An 18,502-nucleotide genomic window follows, 5' to 3' on the forward strand; every position below is an offset into this window, starting at 1 on the left:
GCGCCTTGATCCCGCCGGGCCACGAGTGCATCGTGGCCCGGTCCGGCCTCGGTCCTGCCCCATGAACTGCTCAGCGGCCTCCTTCATCGTCAACCTCGACGTCCCCGATCTTGCAGCGGCCGAGGCGTTCTACACCGAAGCTTTCAGCCTGAGGATCGGCCGCCGCCTGGGCCCCGGCGCGCTGGAACTGCTCGGTGGTCCCACGCCGCTGTACCTGCTGCAGAACGACGCCGGCAGCGCAGCGACCGAAGACGGCGATGTGCGCGATTACGAGCGCCATTGGACGCCCGTGCATCTGGACTGGGTAGTCGCCGATATCGACGCTGCGCTTGCCCGCGCCGTTGCAGCCGGCGCTTCTCTTGAACAGGCCGTGCGCGAACACAGCTGGGGAAGGATCGCCGTGCTGGCCGATCCCTTCGGCCATGGCTTCTGCCTGCTCCAGTTCAGCGATGCAGGCTATGACGCTCTGCTGGCGTAGCACGCGAGTTCACCACGGCAACGGCACCGCCTCACCATTGGCGCGCTCACCGTAGTACAGCGACGGCAGCAGCCGCGACAGGAAGCTGAACTCGGTGTAGCAGTGTTTGAGCAGGCCCAGGCCGATCGCATCGCTGGCATCGCGCTGCGGATCTTCACTATCCAGGCCCAGCACGAAGCGACTGCGCAGCACGCAGCCGAACGGCGTATCGCGGGCGACGTGCAGCATCTGGCCGTCGCAGGGATCACCGTGCGCATCCAGCCGAACGTGATCACCAAAACCGATGCGCGCGGCGATCACCGCCGAGACATCGCCGGCATCCTGCGCCGCCTGCAGACGCTCGGGTGTGAGCAACGTGCGCGGATCGTGGAACTTCAGGCGTGCCGCCACCGGCGGGATGTCGGCCAGCGACTCGACGGCATGGATGCTGGCCCCATGGTAGCTGCGCCCACGCTGCCAAGCCGCGTCCCAGCCACGGTGCTCGACGTGGTCCAGCGGGTGCCACCAGCGGATGTGCTGGGTGGTCTCGAAGAAGGTGAACCACCAGTCCAGCATGCGCCCCTTGCAGCCGTGAAGATCGGTGCGCACCGCGACCAGCAGGGTGCCGTCCGCGCGACGCTGGATGCCGGTCTCCAGGTGCATCGGTGCCGGATCAAGCAGGTCGTGGTGGTCCAGCCAGGCGTGAGCGTTGGCAACGGTTTCCATGGTGAATCCCTCGGGAGATGAGGATCGGACAATACGGAAACGCACATCGTTTCGCAATTATCGAAATGCGCTAGAATGTGCGCAATGACCGCTACCGCCCCGCCCGATCTGATCGCTCCGCCCCGTCGCCGCGGCCGTCCTGCACGCCCAGAGGCCGACGTCCGCCATGCCGTGCTGCAGGCGACGCTGGATCTGCTGCTGGCGCAGGGCTACGAAGCGACCACCATCGAAGGCGTCGCCGCGCATGCCGGCGTGGCCAAGAAGACGGTGTACCGGCATGCCGGAAATCGCGACGAACTGGTGGGCCTGGCAGTGCGCGAGTGGACCGATGGCTTCGCACCACAGCTGCAACGTGATGCCCGCCACGCCGAAGACGTGCTGCCACTGCTGCACGACATCCTGCAGGCGGTGTGCGCGCAGGCATTGTCAGCACAGGCGGTGCGGGTGTTCCGCCTGTTGACCACCGACTTCCCGGGCAAGGACGCGCTGCTGCGGGCCTACCTGGACAACGGCATCGGCCGCGGCCGTGCGCTGCTGGCGGACTGGCTGCGGCGGCAGCAGCAGCGTGGTCTGTTGCGCGCCGGTGATCCAGAACGGATGGCGCGCCTGGTGCTGTCGATGGCCGTGGCAGAACCTCTGCGCGAGCGCGCCATCGGCGTGGTTGCCGAAGACGCATCGGTGGATGCGCACCTGCGTGACTGCCTGCAGTTGATGGAGCCGATGCTGCAGGCTGCGTAGCGTGGCGTCATCCACGCATGGCGTGGATCTACTGCCAGAAGGTGGAGGCCGACCGTTGGTCGGCACTCATCCATCGCGCCGCAGGAAGGACCAGGCAGTAGAGCCACGCCATGCGTGGCTTGGTATCCATGCCGTGCACCCGCGCAGCTCAATCCCGTACGTACGGCATTCTGCTGTCCATCCGCTCAAAGCCGACCAGCGGCTTCAGCAATGCCTGTACGTCCTCTTCACTGATGCCACCGCCGGCAATGTCATCCACGCGCGCGAACAGCGCTTCCAGCGCAGCCACCTGATCCCCACGCAACCAACCGCGATGAGTGGACAGCCAGGCCTGCAGGTTCGCACCGATATCGCCTTCCGACAGCAGCGAATCATCTTCCTCCAGTTCAACCACCGCTTCGGCCATCTTGCGGAACAGGAAATCCTGGAGGTTCGCCGCCACCAGGTCGGCGCGATCATCGTCGTGCCAGACCAGCAGTACCGGCGGCTCAGCGAAGCCTGGTGCGTTGGTCCAGAAGCAATAGTTGTCGCCGGCGCCGGTGCGTGCGAACGGCAGCAGCTTCAGGTCTTCACGCAACGGGTTGTAGTGATCTTCGGCAGTCAGGTCTTCCCAGGCCGCGCGCAGTTCATTGGGCTCGATCGGTTCGTACTCGCTCGCGTACAGCAGCACTGGCGGCTGTGCCTGTACCTGTGGGAACACCTCACGGTACCAGCGCGGCCCCTGTTCGCCCCAGCTGAATTGGTTGCCTGCGACGAGCTGGTGGAACAGCGGCGGAAAGGCTTGGCTGGAGGCCTGTTCGAGATCGGCGAGCGTGCTCATGGACGTCCTTGTTGGATGAGGGTGGTTACCTTAGCGCGTGCCTGCGCCATCCACGCATGGCGTGGATCTACTGCGGAACGGCATCCACACATGGGGGGAGTCAAAATGGGCATGCGGCGATGGTCAGTAGATCCACGCCATGCGTGGATGCGGCCCACCCCAATTCATTCGCGCAACATATCCACGAACGCGCGCAACGCGCCGGGCATCTGCCGCTGCTTCGGGTAGTACAACGCAAACCCGGCGAACGGTTCGCTCCAGTCTTCCAGTACCGCCACCAGTCGGCCATCGTCCAGGTACGGGCGCGCGGTGTCTTCCAGCACATAGGCCAGGCCGATGCCATCGAGTACCGCGCCAACCACGGTGCCCTGCTCGCACAGCGTCAGCCGCCCCGGTACGTCGATCTCCAGGGTCTGGCCCTCGCGCTCGAACTGCCACTTGTACAGATGGCCGCTGGCGAAGCGGAACCGCACGCACTCATGCGCGGCCAGGTCGCGCGGATGCTGCGGTGCCGGCCGGCGCCGCAGGTACTCGGGCGAACCCACGATCAAGCCGCGCAGCGGCGGCCCCATCGGCACCGCTACCATGTCCTCGGGCACGAACTCGTGCAGGCGCACGCCCGCGTCGTAACCCTCGGCGACGATGTCGACCAGACCATCGTTCTCGGTCAGCTCCACCCGTACATCCGGATGCGCGTGCAGGAAACGCGCCAGCCGCGGCCCCAACTGGGTCGCTACCGCCGCCCGCGTCGCATTGATCCGCAGCAGGCCGGCCGGAACGGCGCGGAAGTGGTTCATTTCTTCCAGCGCATCGTGCACCTGGCCCAGCGCCGGCTGCAGGCGCTCCAGCAGCCGTTGTCCGGCTTCGGTCAGGGCCACGCTGCGGGTGGTCCGGTGGAACAGGCCCACCCCCAGCCGCTCCTCCAGCGCGCGGATCGCATAGCTCACCGCCGAGGTCGACAGGGCCAGCTCGGCACCGGCGCGGCGGAAGCTGCGATGGCGGGCAACCGCGGCGAAGGCGGCCAGGTGGGACAGGTTGTCAGTGGCCATGATTGTGCAGTCTGCCTTGATGAATCATGCCGATATATGCGCTTCTTACCTTGCGGTACGGGGCGTATTGTAAAACGCCTTTCGACAAACCCGCCAAGGATTCCCCATGTCCCTCGCCCGTGGTTACGCCGCCCATACCCATACCGACCCGCTGGTACCCTTCGAGTTCGAGCGCCGCGCGGTCGGCCCGAACGATGTGCGCATCGAGATCCTGTACAGCGGCATCTGCCATTCCGACCTGCACCAGGCGCGCGACGACTGGGGTGGCTCGATCTACCCGATGGTGCCGGGCCACGAGATCATCGGCCGCGTTACCGAAGTCGGCAGCGAGGTCACCCGTTTCAAAGTGGGCGACCACGCCGGCGTCGGCTGCATGGTCGACTCCTGCCGCCACTGCGATGCCTGTGAACACGACCTGGAGCAGTACTGCGCCGAAGGTGCCACCTGGACCTACAACGGCCGTGAACGCGCCGACGGTGCCCCGACCTACGGCGGCTATTCCGACCATGTGGTGGTCGAGCAGCGCTTCGTGGTCAAGGTCTCCGAAACGCTGGACCTGAAGGCCGCCGCGCCGCTGCTGTGCGCCGGCATCACCACCTGGTCGCCGCTGCGACACTGGAAGGTCGGCCCGGGCCAGAAGGTCGGCGTGATCGGCCTCGGCGGCCTCGGCCACATGGGCGTGAAGTTCGCCAAGGCACTCGGCGCGCACGTGGTGATGATCACCACCACCCCGGAAAAGGGTGCCGACGCCAAGCGCCTGGGCGCCGACGAAGTGCTGGTCTCGCGTGATGCCGCGCAGATGAAGGCACATGCCGGCAGCTTCGACTTCCTGCTCAACACCATCCCGGTCGGCCATGACACCAACCCGTACATGGGCCTGCTCAAGCGTGAGGCGACCATGTGCCTGGTCGGCGTGCTGACCGAACTGGACCCGCCGCTGACCGGTGGCAGCGTGATCTTCGGTCGCAAGCACCTGACCGGCTCGGCGATCGGCGGCATGGCTGAAACCCAGGAAATGATGGACTTCTGTGCCGAGCACGGCATCGTCAGCGATGTGGAGATGATCGACATCAAGAACGTCAACGAAGCCTGGGAACGCATGGCGAAGAATGATGTGCGCTACCGCTTCGTGATCGACATGGCGACGATGAAGAACGCTGCCTGATCCAAGTCGGTTGTGGAAACGAAAAACCCCGGCAATGCCGGGGTTTTTTTTTGGTAGTGCCGGCCGCTGGCCGGCTACCCCGTACATCTGCCGGCCAGCGGCCGGCACTACCGCAAGGCGGTCAGTAAGCAAACTCGCGGAACACCGGATCCACATCGCCGTGCCAGCGGCCATGGAACAGTGCCAGCTTGCGCTCGGCCGGGGTCAGGCCGGACTCGACGATTTCCTGCAGCACGTCCAGGAACTTGCTTTCATCCTGGCCATCGGCATTGCGCGCCGCACGGCGCTTGAGGCCTTCCACGGAAATCTTCACCGCTTCGCGCGCCAGATCGCGCACGGTGCCATTGCGGAACGGCAGGTTCATCGCATGCTTGGGCACCCCATCACGCAGCGCATGGCGTTCAACCAGGCTGAAGTCGCGCACCAGGTCCCACGCTGCATCCAGTGCGGTGTCGTCGTACAGCAGGCCCACCCAGAATGCCGGCAGCGCGCACAGGCGGCTCCACGGGCCGCCATCGGCACCGCGCATTTCCAGGTACTTCTTCAGCCGCACTTCCGGGAACGCGGTGGTGGTGTGGTCCGACCAGTCGCGCAGCGTCGGCAGCTGGCCCGGCAGCACCGGCAGCTTGCCCTGCATGAAATCGCGGAAGTTCTGCCCGCTGGCATCGTGGTAGATGCCGTCGCGGTAGGAGAAATACATCGGCACGTCGAGCAGGTAGTCGACATAACGTTCGTAACCGAAGCCATCCTCGAACACGAAGTCGAGCATGCCGGTACGGTCGGCGTCGGTGTCGGTCCAGATGTGCGAGCGGTAGCTGAGGTAGCCGTTCGGCTTGCCCTCGGTGAACGGCGAGTCGGCGAACAGGGCGGTGGCGATCGGCTGCAGCGCCAACGACACGCGGAACTTCTTCACCATGTCCGCTTCGCTGGCGTAATCCAGGTTCACCTGCACGGTGCAGGTGCGGGTCATCATGTCCAGGCCCAGCGAACCGACCTTGGGCATGTACGAACGCATGATCTTGTAGCGGCCCTTGGGCATCCACGGCATTTCATCGCGCGTCCACTTCGGCTGGAACCCCATGCCGAGGAAGCCCAGCTGCAGCTCGCCGGCCACCTGTGCCACTTCATTGAGGTGGGTGCCGGTTTCCACGCAGGTCTGGTGAATGGTTTCCAGCGCCGCACCGGACAGCTCCAGCTGGCCCGCGGGCTCCAGCGTCACCGAGGCGCCATCACGCAGCAGGGCGATGGTATTGCCGTTTTCCTGCACCGGCGTCCAGCCGAAACGGACCAGGCCGTTGAGCAGTGCTTCGATGCCGCGATCGCCGTCGAAGGTCGGCGGACGCAGGTCATCCAGGCGGAACCCGAACTTCTCGTGCTCGGTACCGATGCGCCACTGCGAACGGGGCTTCTCGCCGGAGGCGATCTCCGCCACCAGTTGCGAGCGGTCGGTAATGGGCGTATCGGCGACGTGGCTGGGGCTCGACAAGGGGGTGGCTCGCTGGACGGTGGCAGGGGATGTGGGGCTGGGAGCCTTGCATCGCAAGGGCGCACTATAGCGTGGCGGCTCGTTACGTCATGCGACGGTGACGGGTTTCAGCATCCTACCGACACCCTCTTGACCCTCGTACACTCAGGGTCATGAGCCGCCATTCACGACATCCTGAACTGCACCGCGCCGATCGCGTCGGCTGGCTGCGTGCCGCCGTGCTGGGCGCCAACGATGGCATCGTCTCGGTCGCCGGCCTGGTGGTCGGTGTGGCCGCCAGCGGCGCCTCGGCCAGCACGATCCTGGCCACCGGTGTGGCCGGTACCGTGGCCGGTGCGATGTCGATGGCCGCCGGCGAGTATGTGTCGGTGCAGACCCAGGCCGATACCGAGAATGCCGATCTGGCGATGGAGAAGCGCGAGCTGCACGAAGACCCGCACAGCGAACTGGACGAGCTGACCGCGATCTACCGCCACCGCGGCCTGGAGCCGGCGCTGGCACGACAGGTCGCCGAGCAGCTGACCGCCCACGACGCGCTGGGCGCCCATGCGCGCGACGAACTGGGCATCACCGAGGAACTGCGCGCGCGACCGTTGCAGGCCGCACTGGCTTCGGCCGGCGCCTTCACCTGTGGTGCTGCCCTGCCGGTGCTGACCGCACTGCTGGCACCAGTACAGAACGTCGCCACCGCCACCACGGTAAGCACGCTGGCCGGCCTGTGCCTGACCGGCGCGATGGCGGCACGCGCCGGTGGCGCGTCACCGACGCGTGGTGCCCTGCGCGTGATGTTCTGGGGTGCGCTGGCGATGGCAGCTGCAGCTGCGGTCGGCCGCCTGCTGGGCGCGCACGTCGTATGACCGGCATGCCCCCCACTGCCATGGCACTGCTGGCGGAGATGGCCAGCCTGGCCGGCTGCCAACGCGCCGAAGGCTACGCCTGCATCACCGCCCGCCGCGAGCATGGCGCCAGCTCGGTGGAGATACCGCAGCCGCAGTTCGCGATCCTGCTGGAAGGCCGCAAGCAGGTGCGTACCGCCCACCAGTCACTGACCTTCGTCCCGGGCGACATCCTGCTGATCACCCAGCGTTGCCGCATCGACGTGGTCAATACACCGGACCCGCAGACCGGCCGCTACCTCAGCGCGATCGTGCCGCTGTGCACGGAAGTACTGGCGGCGGCGCGCACGCTGTGGAGCGAAGCCTTGCCGACGGCCGGACCGGCGCTGGCACGGCAGGCGTTGAGCGATCACGCCACGGCGCTGCGCAGCTGGCGGCAGTCGTTGCAGGATGGCCGCTACAGCGAAGCACGGCTGGCGCTGGCCACGCTGGTGCTGGCGTGGTGCCGGCAGGGCCACGGCAACCTGTTGTTGCCGCACGCACCGACGCTGGGCGAACAGATCCGCGACCGCATCGCCGCCGAACCGGCACGTGACTGGCAGTCACGCGACGTTGAAGCACACTTCGCGCTGAGCGGCGCGACCCTGCGCCGGCGGTTGGCGGCCGAAGCCACCAGCCTGCGCCAGCTGCTGACCGAAGCGCGCCTGGCCCACGGCATGCAACTGCTGTACACCACCGACCTGCCGCTGAAGACCGTGGCAGCGCGCGCGGGGTATCGCTCTGCAGCGAGCTTCAGCAAGCGCTTCGCCGAGCAGTACGGGCTCGCTCCTACCGACATCTAGGGGTGTTCGGCAGGGCTGCGCCCTGCACCCGCAGAGGCTCTTCAAGCAACGGCAACAGCAAAGGCCAAAGCGGCATTCCGTGGGATGGCGGGGCACTGTGGGTTTGCGGGGACGCCGTGAATCCGTCCATGGAGGCTTGGTCGCCGCATCCATGCGGCTCACACCCCGCAAACCCACAGTGCCCCGCCTTCGACAGTTTCCTGGTGGCCAGTAGATCCACGCCATGCGTGGATGATTTCCTCCACGTCCATTCGATTCATTTCGATGATTCCGAATTGAATTCGAAGAGCATCCACCCATGGCGTGGATCCAAGGTCGACACCCACCAAGAGCAGGTCATGCCATCCCAACAGATCGCGGGAATCTGTCGAAGGCGGGNNGTTGCGGGGGCGTGAGCCGCATGGATGCGGCGACCGAGCTTACATGGACGTACTTGCAGCGTCCCCCGCAACCGGACCCACCCCGCCATCCCACAGGAAACCCGCTTTTGCTTCGGCTGTTGCTGTTGCTGTGGCTCATAGCGGGTGCAGGGCGCAGCCCTGCCGATAACCCCCTTGAGCATTCCGCGCAGTGGTTTGAGCGCCGCACGCACGCGCAACGCGGCACGCTGTGCGCACCGGGCCTGCCCATCACTCATCGAGAAGAACCGCCATGACCCTGCGCCACCTGCCGCTGCGCGCCGCCCTGCTGCTGGCCCTGTCCTCCCTGCCGCTGGCCGCGCTGGCCGAGGCCACCTCGCCCGCTCCCACCCAGCAGGTGCCGGGTGTGCAACACCAGCGCATCGGTGCGCTGCAGGTCACCGCCCTGTTCGACGGCGTGGTCGCGCTCGGCCGGCAGGAAGTGGTCGATGTGCCGCCAACGCTGGTCAGCCGCCTGCTCGAAGGCCGCTACGTGCCCGAAGACAAGAACGGCCTGCAGACCGCGATCAACGCCTTCCTGGTGCGCCAGGGCAAGCACCTGACCCTGGTCGATGCCGGCACCGCGCAGTGCTTCGGCCCTGACCAGGGCCAGGTGCTGGGCAACCTGCGCGCGGCAGGTGTGGACCCGGCCGAGATCGATGAGGTGCTGCTGACCCACGCCCATCCCGATCACCTGTGCGGCATCCTCGATGCCCACGGCAAGCCGGCCTATCCGAATGCGACGGTGTGGTTGTCCAAGGCCGATGCCCGCTACTGGCTCGACCCGGCCAGCGAAGCCACGGCGCCGCAAGGCGTACGCTTCGCCTTCGCGCTGGCACGCAATGCGGTGGCGCCGTACCAGGCGGCCGGTCGCCTGCAAACCTTCCAGCCTGGCGACGCCCTGCCGGGCCACGCGGTGGCGATGGATACCCACGGCCACACGCCGGGGCATGTGTCCTATCGCTTCGACAGCCAGGGCCAGTCACTGCTGGTGTGGGGCGACGTGCTGCATTTCCATGCAGTGCAGTTCGCGCACCCGGAAGCGGCATTCGAGGCCGATTCGGACCGCAAGGCGGCTACGGCCAGCCGTCGCAGCGTGTTGCAGGAAGCCACCGCCAAGGGCTGGTGGGTCGCCGGCGCGCACCTGCCCTTCCCCGGGCTGGGTCACGTGCGCAGCGAAGGCAAGGCCTATGCGTGGGTACCGGCGGAGTTCTCGCCGTTGAAATGACGCCGTGTAGAGCCGAGCCCATGCTCGGCCATCAGGGTCTCGCCGCGCTACGCGCGGCAGCCGAGCGTGGGCTCGGCTCTACAAAAGTGTCGCCGGGCAAGGCCCGGCGCCCTGTTTCTTATTCCAGCCCCAGCCAGCCGCCGATGATGCCGCGGGCTTCATCCACGCCGGTACGGGCGGCGCCGGAGAACACCTGCACGCTCACCGTATCGCCGAACGACGAATGAAGTTCCTTGCGCACTTTCTGCAGGGTCTGCATCTGCTGGCTGCGGCTCAGCTTGTCGGCCTTGGTCAGCAGCGCATGCGCCGGCAGGCCACGCTGCACGGCGTAGGCCAGCATCTGCCGGTCGTAGTCCTTCAGCGGATGGCGGATGTCCATCACCACCACCAGGCCCTTCAAGGCCTCGCGGGTGCGGAAGTAGCGGTCGATGAAGGCCTGCCAGTGCGCCTGCAGGTCCAGCGGCACCTTGGCGTAGCCGTAACCGGGCAGATCGACCAGATGGGCGTCCGGGGTGACCTGGAAGAACACCAGCTGCTGGGTCCGGCCAGGCGTCTTGGAGACCCGGGCCAGGCTGTTCTGGCGGGTCAGCGCGTTGAGCGCGCTGGACTTGCCGGCGTTGGAGCGACCCGCAAAGGCCACTTCGGACCCTTCATCGGGCGGCAGCTGCCCCATGTTGTGGGCAGAGAGGTGGTATTGGGCGCGTTCGATGAGCAATGACATGCGCATAGGATCGCATGTTGCGGCGCCGCGCGCCCGGCCCGCGGGCCTCCTGCGGGAAAATGCTGCACTGCTGCGTTGACCGTGTACTGAAACGGCGTTGATAATCCGGGCGATGCCGGCCGCCGCCGCCCGGCCGGTCCATACGGAGCTTCAGCATGCGCCACGCTCGCGTTCTTGCCGTATCCGCCCTTGCTACTGCCGTTGTTGCCGCTGCTGCCTTTGCGCAGACCACGCTGACCCCGCTGCCCGACAACGGCCCGATCAGGACCGCCTCGCTCGAGGTGGATTTCAGCAAGACCACCTGGGGCGATGCCAAGGCCGGCCAGACCAAAGCCACCGCGTGTGCCGCCTGCCATGGTGCCGATGGCAATTCCACGGTGGAGATGTATCCCAGCATCGCCGGCCAGAGCGAGCGCTACGTCGCCCAGCAGATGGCCCTGATCGCCAACGGCCAGCGCAGTTCCGGCGCTGCTGTGGCGATGGTGCCCTTCGTGCAGAACCTCACCCCGCAGGACATGCGCGATATCGGCGCGTTCTTCGCCACCCAGAAGGCCAACGCCGGCATCGCCGACGACACGCTGGTGGCCGAGGGCCCGTACAAGGGCATGAAGTTCTACCAGATCGGCCAGCAGCTCTACCGCGGCGGCGACGCCCAGCGCGGGCTGCCGGCCTGCATGGCCTGTCATGGCCCCAGCGGTGCCGGCAACCCGGGCCCGGCCTACCCGCACATCGGCGGCCAGCACGCCAGCTATGTCGCCCGGCGCCTGCAGGAATACCAGGCCGGGCAGACCAACGAGACCGACAAGGCGCACTTCCAGATCATGGCCACGGTGGCGCAGAAGCTGACCGAGCAGGAGGTACAGGCCCTTTCCAGCTACCTGCAGGGCCTGCACAACAAGGCCGACGACCTCGCCGCCGAGGGCGCTTCGACGCGACCGGCTGCCGCCCCCTGACCGCCACTGGTCGGCGCGGGTCGCCACGACGGCCCGCCGCTGCGGTATGTTTCCTTCACGCCGGCGGCTGCGCCGGCGTTGTCATTTTCAACGGAGATGCGTGTCGATGAGGTTGATTCCCCGCCTTCTGCTGTCCCTGCTGGTGCTGCTGCCGTTGGCGGCCTGCGCCGCCACCCCCGCCAACGCCCCGCTGGTCGAAGGCAAAGACTACGAGCGCATCGCCCAGCCTGGCCCGTTCCAACCGCTGGCCGGCAAGATCGAAGTGGTCGAGGTGTTCGGCTACACCTGCCCGCACTGCGCCCATTTCGAACCGCAGTTGGCCGCCTGGGCCGCCAAGCTGCCGGCCGACGTGCGCTTCACCCCGGTCCCGGCCGCCTTCGGCGGTGCCTGGGATTCCTGGGCCCTGGCCTACTACGCCGCCGACGAAGTGGGCGTGGCCAAGCGCAGCCACGCCGCCGTGTTCAAGGCTCTGCACGAAGACGGCACGCTGCCGATGCAGAACGTCTCGGCCGATGAGCTCGCCAGCTTCTACAAGGCCTACGGCGTGACCCCGGAGCGCTACACGCAGGCCCTGCGCGGCGAGGCGGTACAGAAGAAGGTCGATGCCGCCCGTGCCTTCGCCCAGCGCACCCAGGTGCCGGGCACCCCGGCCATCATCATCAATGGCCAGTACCTGGTCCGTGGCAAGAGCTTCGACGACCAGCTGCGCATCGCCTCGGCGCTGATCGCCCAGGCCCGCGCCGCCCGCGGCCGCTGAACCAACACACACCATCGACACGGCGCTGTCGCCGCCGCATGTCATCATTTCCCTCTGGCCGGCGCCTGACGCCGGCCCCACCTTTCCAGATGCTGGAGACGTTTCCATGAAGACCCGTTTCGCCGCCCTCGCCCTCGCAGCGCTGCTGCCGATCCTGGCGGCCTGCAAGGCCGACGATGGCACCGCCAACACCGCCGCCCCGGCAGAACCGGCCGCGACCCCGGCCAGCACCGAACCGGCCGCGCCGGTCGCAGGCAGCGAAGCCGCTGCACCGGCTGCCGAAGGTGACAAGACCGCCGCCAGCACCGCCCCTGCCCCGACCACCGCCGCGCTGACCGGCCCGGCCCCGGTGGAAGGCGCCGACTACCAGCTGATCCCGAACGGCCAGCCGTTCCAGCCGGCCGCCGGCAAGGTCGAAGTGGTCGAGATCTTCGGTTACGTCTGCCCGGCCTGCGCCGCGTTCCAGCCGCTGGTCGGCCCGTGGAAGGCCGGCCTGCCGAGCGATGTGAACTTCGTCTACGTGCCGGCCATGTTCGGCGGCACCTGGGACAACTACGCCCGTGCCTTCTACGCCGCACAGACCCTGGGCGTGCAGGAGAAGACCCACGAAGCGCTGTACTCGGCCATCCACTCGCAGAAGACCCTGAAGGGCGAGCGCGGTGCCGACTCGGTGGATGACATCGCCAAGTTCTACGGTGCCTACGGCGTCGATCCGAAGCAGTTCGCCGCCACCATGGGCAGCTTCGCGGTCAATGCCAAGACCAACTCGGCCAAGCAGTTCGCCCAGCGCAGCCAGATCAGCGGCACCCCGTCGATCATCGTCAACGGCAAGTACCTGGTGAAGGGCAAGAGCTTCCCGGACATGCTGCGCATTGCCGACCACCTGATCGCCCGCGAACGCGGTGCGGCCCAGGCTCACTGATCAAAGAGACGTTTTCCCGGCCGTGACTTCCCCCACAACACGGACCCTGCGTTTGCTGACGGCCAACATCCAGGCCGGCTCAAGTACCCGCCGCTACAGCGACTATGTGACCCGCAGCTGGTCACATGCGCTGCCGGCGGGTCGCAAGCGCAGCAGCCTTGACGCGATTGCCACTTTGGCGCGCGGTCATGACATCGTCGGCCTGCAGGAGGCCGACCCGGGCAGCCTGCGCTCGGGCTTCACCAACCAGACCCATTACCTGGCCCAGCGCGCCGGCTTCAATTACTGGAGCCACCAGCCGAACCGGCGCATGGGCGGCGTTGCCTCCAGTGCCAACGGCCTGCTGAGCAAGCTGGAACCGGTGGAAGTGCAGGACCACGCCCTGCCCGGCCGCATCGGCGGGCGCGGCGTGCTGCTGGCCAAGTTCGGCGATGGTCGCGATGGCCTGGCCGTTGCGGTGGCCCATCTGTCGCTGGGCGCAGGCTCGCGGATGGCCCAGCTCGGTTTCATCGCCGAGCTGTTGTCGGACCATCCCAATGCGGTGCTGATGGGCGACTTCAACTGCCTGGCCGAACGTCCGGAAATGCAGGTGCTGTACCAGAAGACCCGCCTGCAGCCGCCCGGCTGCATCGTGCCGACCTTCCCCAGCTGGCGCCCCGACCGTGCCATCGACCACATCCTGGTCAGCAGCGGTCTGCAGACCCGCAACGTGGAAGCGGTGCCGGCCGCGTTCTCCGACCATCTCGCCCTGGCGATGGCGATCGACGTCCCCGCCGACGCCCTGCGCTAACGCTTCTGGTAGGTGCCAACCTGGGTTGGCACGCTGATCCGGTGGGTGCGGACAGCTGCTCGTGTGGGTGCGGACAGCTGCTCGTGTGGGTGCGGACAGCTGCTCGTGTGGGTGCGGACAGCTGCTCGTGTGGGTGCGGACCGTTGGTCCGCACGCTCTCTCCGCCGGGCATCGCCCGGCGCTACCCCGCCTGCGCCACCGGCACCTTCAACCGCCTTGCCGTCATCGTGCTGCCCACCGAGGCCAGCACCGTGCAGCCGATCGCCAGCCACTGCAGTCCATGCAGGTGCTCGTGCAGCAGCAGCATCGCCCACAGCGCGGCCACCGCCGGTTCCATGCTGATCAGGATCCCGAAGGTCTCCTTCGGCAGGCGCTTGAGCGCCATCATCTCCAGTGACATCGGGATCGCGCTGGATACCAGCGCCACCACCAGCCCGGCCAGCAGGATCTTCGGCTCCAGCAACGCCGCCCCCGCATGCACTACGCCCACCGGTACCACCACCAGCGACGCGGCCAGCAGCCCCAGTGACACCGAATACCCGGCATGCAGGTGGCCGGCGCGCTTGCCGAACACGATGTACAGGCCCCAGCAGGCCGCCGCGCCCATGGCGTACAGCACGCCCACCGGGTCCAGTGCCGGGCCGCCGCCGATCGGCAGCAGCAACAGCAGCCCTACGGCCGCGCAGCCCACCCAGAGGAAATCGATCGGCCGCCGCGACGACAACATCGCCACCGTCAACGGGCCAGTGAATTCGATGGCCACCGCAATGCCGAACGGGATCGTGCGCAAGGCCATGTAGAACAACAGGTTCATCAGGCCCAGGGTGAGGCCGTAGCGCAGGATGGTGATCGCATCCACGCGGCTGGTCTTCCAACGCCATGGCCGCCAGAACAGCAGCAGCAACAGCGCCGAGAAGCCCACGCGCAGCGCGCTGGTGCCCTGCGCACCGATCAACGGGAACAGCTGCTTGGCGTAGGAGGTACCGATGGCCAGTGCGGTGACCGAGCCGAGCACCGCCAGCGCCGGCAACATCGGCGCGATTCGAGAAGTCTGCATGCCGCCAGTCTATTGCGCCGGCGGCGAGCACTTGGCTCAATTGACGGCCCGTCCGTGCAACTTCTGCTCACCATGGCCACCGCCCCCGTGCTGGACAGCTTCGACCGCGCCATCCTCGCCCTGCTGCAGCAGGACAACACCCTGCCGCAGCGGCAGATCGCCGAAGCCGTGCACCTGTCGACCCCGGCCGTGCAGCGGCGGATCAAGCGCCTGCAGGACAGCGGCGTGATCGCCGCCAATGTGGCGGTGATCGATGCCACGAAGATCGGCCGGCCGCTGACCATCATCGTCGAGGTGCGCGTGGTCAGCGAACAGCGCGAGAAGGTCGCCCCGTTCCGCCGCCGCGTGCAGGACGACCCTGCCGTGCAGCAGTGCTACTCGATCACCGGCGACGGCGACTTCCTGCTCCTGCTCTCGGCGGCATCGATGGAAGAGTACGAGGCGATCACCGAGCGCTTGTTCGGTGCGGATGACAACATCGAGCGCTTCCGCACGTCGGTGGCGCTGGGCACGTTGAAACGTGGCTTCGACGTACCGTTGGTAGCGCTTCTGTAGAGTCGAGCCATGCTCGACTGCTTTTCCCTCGCGTATCCCCAAGAACCGAAGCAGTCGAGCATGGCTCGACTCTACGTTCGGAGACCATGAATACATCGCACTCGCCCGCCCATCGCCTGCGCCGCTGGCTCCTGCGTGGCGCCATCCTGCTGATTTTGGTCATCGCGGCGATGGCCTTCTGGAACAGCCCGTGGGCCGCCGCACCGAAGATGCTGTGGACGCTCTCGCGCATGCCGCCGGCCACGCAGCTGCCGGTGCCGGTGGAAGGCGTCCGCCCGCGCCAGATCGCCGATACCTTCGGAGCACCACGCGGGCGCGACCGCACGCACGCGGGCATCGACATCTTCGGCAAGCGCGGCACGCCGGTGCGCAGCGCTACCCCCGGCGTCATCGCCGACATCCGCGACAGCGGCCTCGGTGGCCGCCAGGTCTGGGTCATCGGCCCGGGACGCGAGCGCTATTACTACGCGCACCTGGAAGACTGGGCCGATGGCCTGGCGCGCGGACAGGTAGTGCAACCCGGCGACCTGCTCGGCCATGTCGGCGACAGCGGCAACGCCAAGGGCACGCCGCCCCATCTGCATTGGGGCATCTACGGCGCCGATGGTGCCCGCGACCCACTGCCGCTGCTGCAGGGGCAAGACATCCGCTGACTGCGGCGCGGGCCTCGCCTTGGATCCGCCCGTTCATTATTTGTAAATAGGAATAGTTCGTATTACCATTTCTTTCTTTCGTTTCCGGTGGTGCCAGGACGGCCTGCCCGCCCTTCCCCTACCCGTAGCGCCTCGCCTCCTGGATGCCGGCCGAACGCGCGTGCCCGTCCAGGAATCCCCCGATGATCCGTCCCGCCTTCCGTCCCCTGCAGCCGCAGCGGCTGTCCGCCGCCGTGTTCGCCGCACTCTGCGTGGCCGCCGCCCCGGCTGCCTTCGCCGAAACCGCCGCCGATCCGACCACCCTCGACAAGGTCGTGGTGAAGGGCGAGCGCGCCGAAGGCTATTCGGTGCGCCGCACCTCGGCCGGTACCCGCTTCGACCTGGCGCCGCGCGAAATCCCGCAGTCGGTCAGCATCATCAGCCACCAGCGCATCGAAGATCAGAAGCTGGATGACATCATCGACGTGCTGGGCAACACCACCGGCGTGACCAGCACGCAGTCGGACAGCGAGCGCACCGAGTTCTACGCGCGCGGCTTCTACATCGACAGCTACCAGTTCGATGGCCTGCCCACGCAGATGGTGCAGAACTGGAGCTACGGCGACTCCGGACTGGACCTAGCCCTGTACGACCGCGTGGAAGTGGTGCGCGGCGCCACCGGCCTGCTCAGTGGCGCCGGCAATCCGTCGGCATCGGTGAACCTGATCCGCAAGCACGCCGACAGCGCTGAGTTGACCGGCAGCGTGTCGGTGAACGTCGGCAGCTGGGGCCGCACCCGCACCACCGTGGACGTGGGCAGCGCGCTCAACGCCAGCGGCACTGTGCGCGGCCGTGTGATCGGCAGCTACCTGGACACCGACGCGCAGATGGACCGCTACAACCAGCGCAAGACGCTCGGCTATGCGGTGATCGATGCCGACCTGACCCCCGATACCCAGCTCAGCGTGGGCTACGACTACCAGCACAAGAAGGCCAGCGGCGCGACCTGGGGCGGCTTCCCCATGTGGTACGCGGACGGTAGTTCAACCCACTACCCGACGTCGTTCAACCCCTCGCCGGACTGGACCTACTGGGACACCACCAGCAAGCGCGCCTTCGCCACCCTGCAACACGCGTTCGGCAATGGCTGGAAGTTCAAGATCGGCGCCACGCATGATCGCACCCAGGCCGATGACAAGCTGTTCTATCCGTCCTACACCGCCTTCGACAAGACAACCGGCGCGGGCGTAACGCCGATGGCTGGCTTCTACAACACCGAGCGCAAGGTCGATGGCATCGACGGCTACATCGATGGTCCGTTCCAGCTGTTCGGTCGCGAGCACCAGTTCATGGCCGGCCTGAGCTACAACAAGCGCGAGTTCGCCAACTACGGCGATTTCCAGATGGGCGGCCCGGGCTGGAACCCGTTCGATACCTACCTCAACTGGACCGGCAACATCCCCCAGCCGAACTGGAATCCACTGGCACTGGCCAGCGAAGGCACCATCACCCAGAAGGCCGGCTACGTGGCCGCGCGGCTGTCACTGGCTGATCCGCTGAAGCTGATCGTCGGTGCGCGCTACACCGACTGGAAGAGCGAAGACGAAGGCAATGATCGCTCGCACAAGGTCACCACGCCGTACGCCGGCCTGGTCTACGACATCAACGACACCTACTCGGCGTACACCAGCTACACCGAAATCTTCCAGCCGCAGACGCTGCGCAACAAGCAGGGCAGCTACCTGGATCCGGTCGATGGCAAGAGCTACGAAGTGGGCGTCAAGGGTGCCTGGTTCGACAACCGCCTGAATGCCTCGCTGGCCGTGTTCCGCATCGAGCAGGACAACGTCGGCCAGGCCACCATGGACAAGGTGGACGGGCAGCAGAATGAAACGGCCTATGTCGCCGCACGCGGCACGGTCAGCCGTGGCTTCGAGTTCGAGTTGAACGGCGAACTGGCACCGGGCTGGAATGCCACGTTCGGTGCGTCGCGCTACGTGGCCAAGGACATCAACGACGCCGACATCAACACCAACCTGCCGCAGACCGCGCTGAAGCTGTTCACCAGCTACACCCCGCAGTCGCTGCAGGAACTGACCGTCGGTGGTGGTGCCAACTGGCAGAACCGCATCTACTACGCGGCGCCGGTGGTGGGTCGTTTCGAACAGGAAGGCTATGCGCTGGTCAGTGCGTTCGTGCGCTACCGCATCTCGCCGGAATTCAGCGTGCAGGCCAACCTCAACAACCTGCTGGACAAGAAGTACTACTCGCAGATCACCGGCTACGGTGCGTATGGCGATGGTCGCAACGGTTCGCTGACCTTCACCTGGTCGTTCTGAGCAGGCGCGGGGCACGATCGCCCCGCACCTG

The 18,502-nt window shown here is 66.9% G+C and carries 19 protein-coding genes; 13 read left to right on the top strand and 6 right to left on the bottom strand.

Going from position 1 to position 18,502, the window contains the following annotated elements:
- The first annotated feature begins 61 nt into the window (after positions 1-61).
- Positions 62-478, top strand: coding sequence for a VOC family protein (locus H3005_RS11150; protein ID WP_191078199.1), 417 nt, complete (start codon positions 62-64; stop codon positions 476-478).
- Between the two features lie 9 nt (positions 479-487).
- Here the strand turns inward: H3005_RS11150 and H3005_RS11155 are convergent, their stop codons facing one another.
- Positions 488-1,183: a hydrolase gene (locus H3005_RS11155; protein ID WP_191078200.1), complete on the bottom strand. Its 696-nt coding sequence runs from the start codon at positions 1,181-1,183 to the stop codon at positions 488-490.
- An 84-nt stretch (positions 1,184-1,267) separates the two neighbouring features.
- On the opposite strand from H3005_RS11155, the gene H3005_RS11160 reads away from it, so the two are divergent.
- Entirely contained in the window at positions 1,268-1,921 is a 654-nt protein-coding gene (locus tag H3005_RS11160) for a TetR/AcrR family transcriptional regulator (RefSeq protein ID WP_191078201.1), read from the top strand.
- 148 nt (positions 1,922-2,069) lie between these two features.
- Here H3005_RS11160 and H3005_RS11165 read toward each other — a convergent pair whose 3' ends face one another.
- The gene (locus H3005_RS11165; RefSeq protein ID WP_100553539.1) at positions 2,070-2,741 is read right to left on the bottom strand and encodes an SMI1/KNR4 family protein; all 672 of its coding nucleotides are present in this window, start codon (positions 2,739-2,741) and stop codon (positions 2,070-2,072) included.
- 164 nt (positions 2,742-2,905) lie between these two features.
- Positions 2,906-3,790 carry a LysR family transcriptional regulator gene (locus H3005_RS11170; protein WP_100462607.1) on the bottom strand — a complete coding sequence of 295 codons (885 nt, stop codon included), beginning with the start codon at positions 3,788-3,790 and terminating at the stop codon, positions 2,906-2,908.
- A gap of 106 nt (positions 3,791-3,896) precedes the next feature.
- On the opposite strand from H3005_RS11170, the gene H3005_RS11175 reads away from it, so the two are divergent.
- A complete protein-coding gene (locus H3005_RS11175) occupies positions 3,897-4,955 on the top strand; it encodes an NAD(P)-dependent alcohol dehydrogenase (RefSeq protein WP_191078202.1) in 1,059 nt (352 codons plus the stop codon).
- Positions 4,956-5,076: 121 nt separating this feature from the next.
- Here the strand turns inward: H3005_RS11175 and H3005_RS11180 are convergent, their stop codons facing one another.
- Positions 5,077-6,441 carry a glutamate--cysteine ligase gene (locus H3005_RS11180; protein WP_100553541.1) on the bottom strand — a complete coding sequence of 455 codons (1,365 nt, stop codon included), beginning with the start codon at positions 6,439-6,441 and terminating at the stop codon, positions 5,077-5,079.
- Between the two features lie 152 nt (positions 6,442-6,593).
- Here H3005_RS11180 and H3005_RS11185 point away from each other — a divergent pair, with 152 nt between their 5' ends.
- The 3 genes from H3005_RS11185 (at position 6,594) to H3005_RS11195 (ending at position 9,745) form a co-directional block, all read left to right on the top strand.
- Complete coding sequence (locus tag H3005_RS11185) at positions 6,594-7,298, top strand: VIT family protein (RefSeq protein ID WP_089236851.1); 705 nt, start codon at positions 6,594-6,596, stop codon at positions 7,296-7,298.
- Positions 7,295-8,119, top strand: a complete 825-nt coding sequence (locus H3005_RS11190; protein ID WP_089236853.1) for a helix-turn-helix transcriptional regulator — start codon at positions 7,295-7,297, stop codon at positions 8,117-8,119. Before H3005_RS11185 ends, H3005_RS11190 begins: the two co-directional genes overlap by 4 nt.
- A gap of 651 nt (positions 8,120-8,770) precedes the next feature.
- The gene (locus H3005_RS11195) at positions 8,771-9,745 is read left to right on the top strand and encodes an MBL fold metallo-hydrolase (RefSeq protein ID WP_100553542.1); all 975 of its coding nucleotides are present in this window, start codon (positions 8,771-8,773) and stop codon (positions 9,743-9,745) included.
- A 118-nt stretch (positions 9,746-9,863) separates the two neighbouring features.
- Here H3005_RS11195 and yihA read toward each other — a convergent pair whose 3' ends face one another.
- Complete coding sequence (gene yihA / locus H3005_RS11200) at positions 9,864-10,466, bottom strand: ribosome biogenesis GTP-binding protein YihA/YsxC (RefSeq protein WP_100462756.1); 603 nt, start codon at positions 10,464-10,466, stop codon at positions 9,864-9,866.
- 155 nt (positions 10,467-10,621) lie between these two features.
- Between yihA and H3005_RS11205 the strand changes: the two genes are divergently transcribed.
- The 4 genes from H3005_RS11205 (at position 10,622) to H3005_RS11220 (ending at position 13,888) form a co-directional block, all read left to right on the top strand.
- A complete protein-coding gene (locus tag H3005_RS11205; RefSeq protein ID WP_099820952.1) occupies positions 10,622-11,419 on the top strand; it encodes a c-type cytochrome in 798 nt (265 codons plus the stop codon).
- Between the two features lie 106 nt (positions 11,420-11,525).
- Positions 11,526-12,176: a thiol:disulfide interchange protein DsbA/DsbL gene (locus H3005_RS11210; protein ID WP_100553543.1), complete on the top strand. Its 651-nt coding sequence runs from the start codon at positions 11,526-11,528 to the stop codon at positions 12,174-12,176.
- 106 nt (positions 12,177-12,282) lie between these two features.
- Entirely contained in the window at positions 12,283-13,098 is an 816-nt protein-coding gene (locus tag H3005_RS11215; protein ID WP_100553544.1) for a thiol:disulfide interchange protein DsbA/DsbL, read from the top strand.
- A gap of 22 nt (positions 13,099-13,120) precedes the next feature.
- Positions 13,121-13,888 (top strand): endonuclease/exonuclease/phosphatase family protein, encoded by a 768-nt coding sequence (locus tag H3005_RS11220; RefSeq protein WP_089236863.1) that lies wholly within the window; start codon positions 13,121-13,123, stop codon positions 13,886-13,888.
- Positions 13,889-14,069: 181 nt separating this feature from the next.
- Here the strand turns inward: H3005_RS11220 and H3005_RS11225 are convergent, their stop codons facing one another.
- Complete coding sequence (locus H3005_RS11225) at positions 14,070-14,945, bottom strand: EamA family transporter (protein ID WP_191078203.1); 876 nt, start codon at positions 14,943-14,945, stop codon at positions 14,070-14,072.
- 72 nt (positions 14,946-15,017) lie between these two features.
- On the opposite strand from H3005_RS11225, the gene H3005_RS11230 reads away from it, so the two are divergent.
- The 3 genes from H3005_RS11230 (at position 15,018) to fhuE (ending at position 18,471) form a co-directional block, all read left to right on the top strand.
- The gene (locus tag H3005_RS11230) at positions 15,018-15,500 is read left to right on the top strand and encodes an Lrp/AsnC family transcriptional regulator (protein ID WP_100553545.1); all 483 of its coding nucleotides are present in this window, start codon (positions 15,018-15,020) and stop codon (positions 15,498-15,500) included.
- A gap of 86 nt (positions 15,501-15,586) precedes the next feature.
- Entirely contained in the window at positions 15,587-16,153 is a 567-nt protein-coding gene (locus H3005_RS11235) for a M23 family metallopeptidase (protein WP_100553546.1), read from the top strand.
- 182 nt (positions 16,154-16,335) lie between these two features.
- The gene (gene fhuE, locus H3005_RS11240; protein WP_100553547.1) at positions 16,336-18,471 is read left to right on the top strand and encodes a ferric-rhodotorulic acid/ferric-coprogen receptor FhuE; all 2,136 of its coding nucleotides are present in this window, start codon (positions 16,336-16,338) and stop codon (positions 18,469-18,471) included.
- Positions 18,472-18,502: the final 31 nt, after the last annotated feature.

The sequence above is a fragment of the Stenotrophomonas sp. Br8 genome, from assembly GCF_014763005.1.
Taxonomy (GTDB): domain Bacteria; phylum Pseudomonadota; class Gammaproteobacteria; order Xanthomonadales; family Xanthomonadaceae; genus Stenotrophomonas; species Stenotrophomonas lactitubi.

Excerpts from the sequence above, each read along its gene's own strand:
- H3005_RS11150 (WP_191078199.1), top strand. The coding sequence starts at position 62 with ATGAACTGCTCAGCGGCCTCCTTCATCGTCAACCTCGACGTCCCCGAT.
- H3005_RS11155 (WP_191078200.1), bottom strand. The coding sequence starts at position 1,183 with ATGGAAACCGTTGCCAACGCTCACGCCTGGCTGGACCACCACGACCTG.
- H3005_RS11160 (WP_191078201.1), top strand. The coding sequence starts at position 1,268 with ATGACCGCTACCGCCCCGCCCGATCTGATCGCTCCGCCCCGTCGCCGC.
- H3005_RS11165 (WP_100553539.1), bottom strand. The coding sequence starts at position 2,741 with ATGAGCACGCTCGCCGATCTCGAACAGGCCTCCAGCCAAGCCTTTCCG.
- H3005_RS11170 (WP_100462607.1), bottom strand. The coding sequence starts at position 3,790 with ATGGCCACTGACAACCTGTCCCACCTGGCCGCCTTCGCCGCGGTTGCC.
- H3005_RS11175 (WP_191078202.1), top strand. The coding sequence starts at position 3,897 with ATGTCCCTCGCCCGTGGTTACGCCGCCCATACCCATACCGACCCGCTG.
- H3005_RS11185 (WP_089236851.1), top strand. The coding sequence starts at position 6,594 with ATGAGCCGCCATTCACGACATCCTGAACTGCACCGCGCCGATCGCGTC.
- H3005_RS11190 (WP_089236853.1), top strand. The coding sequence starts at position 7,295 with ATGACCGGCATGCCCCCCACTGCCATGGCACTGCTGGCGGAGATGGCC.
- H3005_RS11195 (WP_100553542.1), top strand. The coding sequence starts at position 8,771 with ATGACCCTGCGCCACCTGCCGCTGCGCGCCGCCCTGCTGCTGGCCCTG.
- yihA (WP_100462756.1), bottom strand. The coding sequence starts at position 10,466 with ATGTCATTGCTCATCGAACGCGCCCAATACCACCTCTCTGCCCACAAC.
- H3005_RS11205 (WP_099820952.1), top strand. The coding sequence starts at position 10,622 with ATGCGCCACGCTCGCGTTCTTGCCGTATCCGCCCTTGCTACTGCCGTT.
- H3005_RS11210 (WP_100553543.1), top strand. The coding sequence starts at position 11,526 with ATGAGGTTGATTCCCCGCCTTCTGCTGTCCCTGCTGGTGCTGCTGCCG.
- H3005_RS11215 (WP_100553544.1), top strand. The coding sequence starts at position 12,283 with ATGAAGACCCGTTTCGCCGCCCTCGCCCTCGCAGCGCTGCTGCCGATC.
- H3005_RS11225 (WP_191078203.1), bottom strand. The coding sequence starts at position 14,945 with ATGCAGACTTCTCGAATCGCGCCGATGTTGCCGGCGCTGGCGGTGCTC.
- H3005_RS11230 (WP_100553545.1), top strand. The coding sequence starts at position 15,018 with ATGGCCACCGCCCCCGTGCTGGACAGCTTCGACCGCGCCATCCTCGCC.
- H3005_RS11235 (WP_100553546.1), top strand. The coding sequence starts at position 15,587 with ATGAATACATCGCACTCGCCCGCCCATCGCCTGCGCCGCTGGCTCCTG.
- fhuE (WP_100553547.1), top strand. The coding sequence starts at position 16,336 with ATGATCCGTCCCGCCTTCCGTCCCCTGCAGCCGCAGCGGCTGTCCGCC.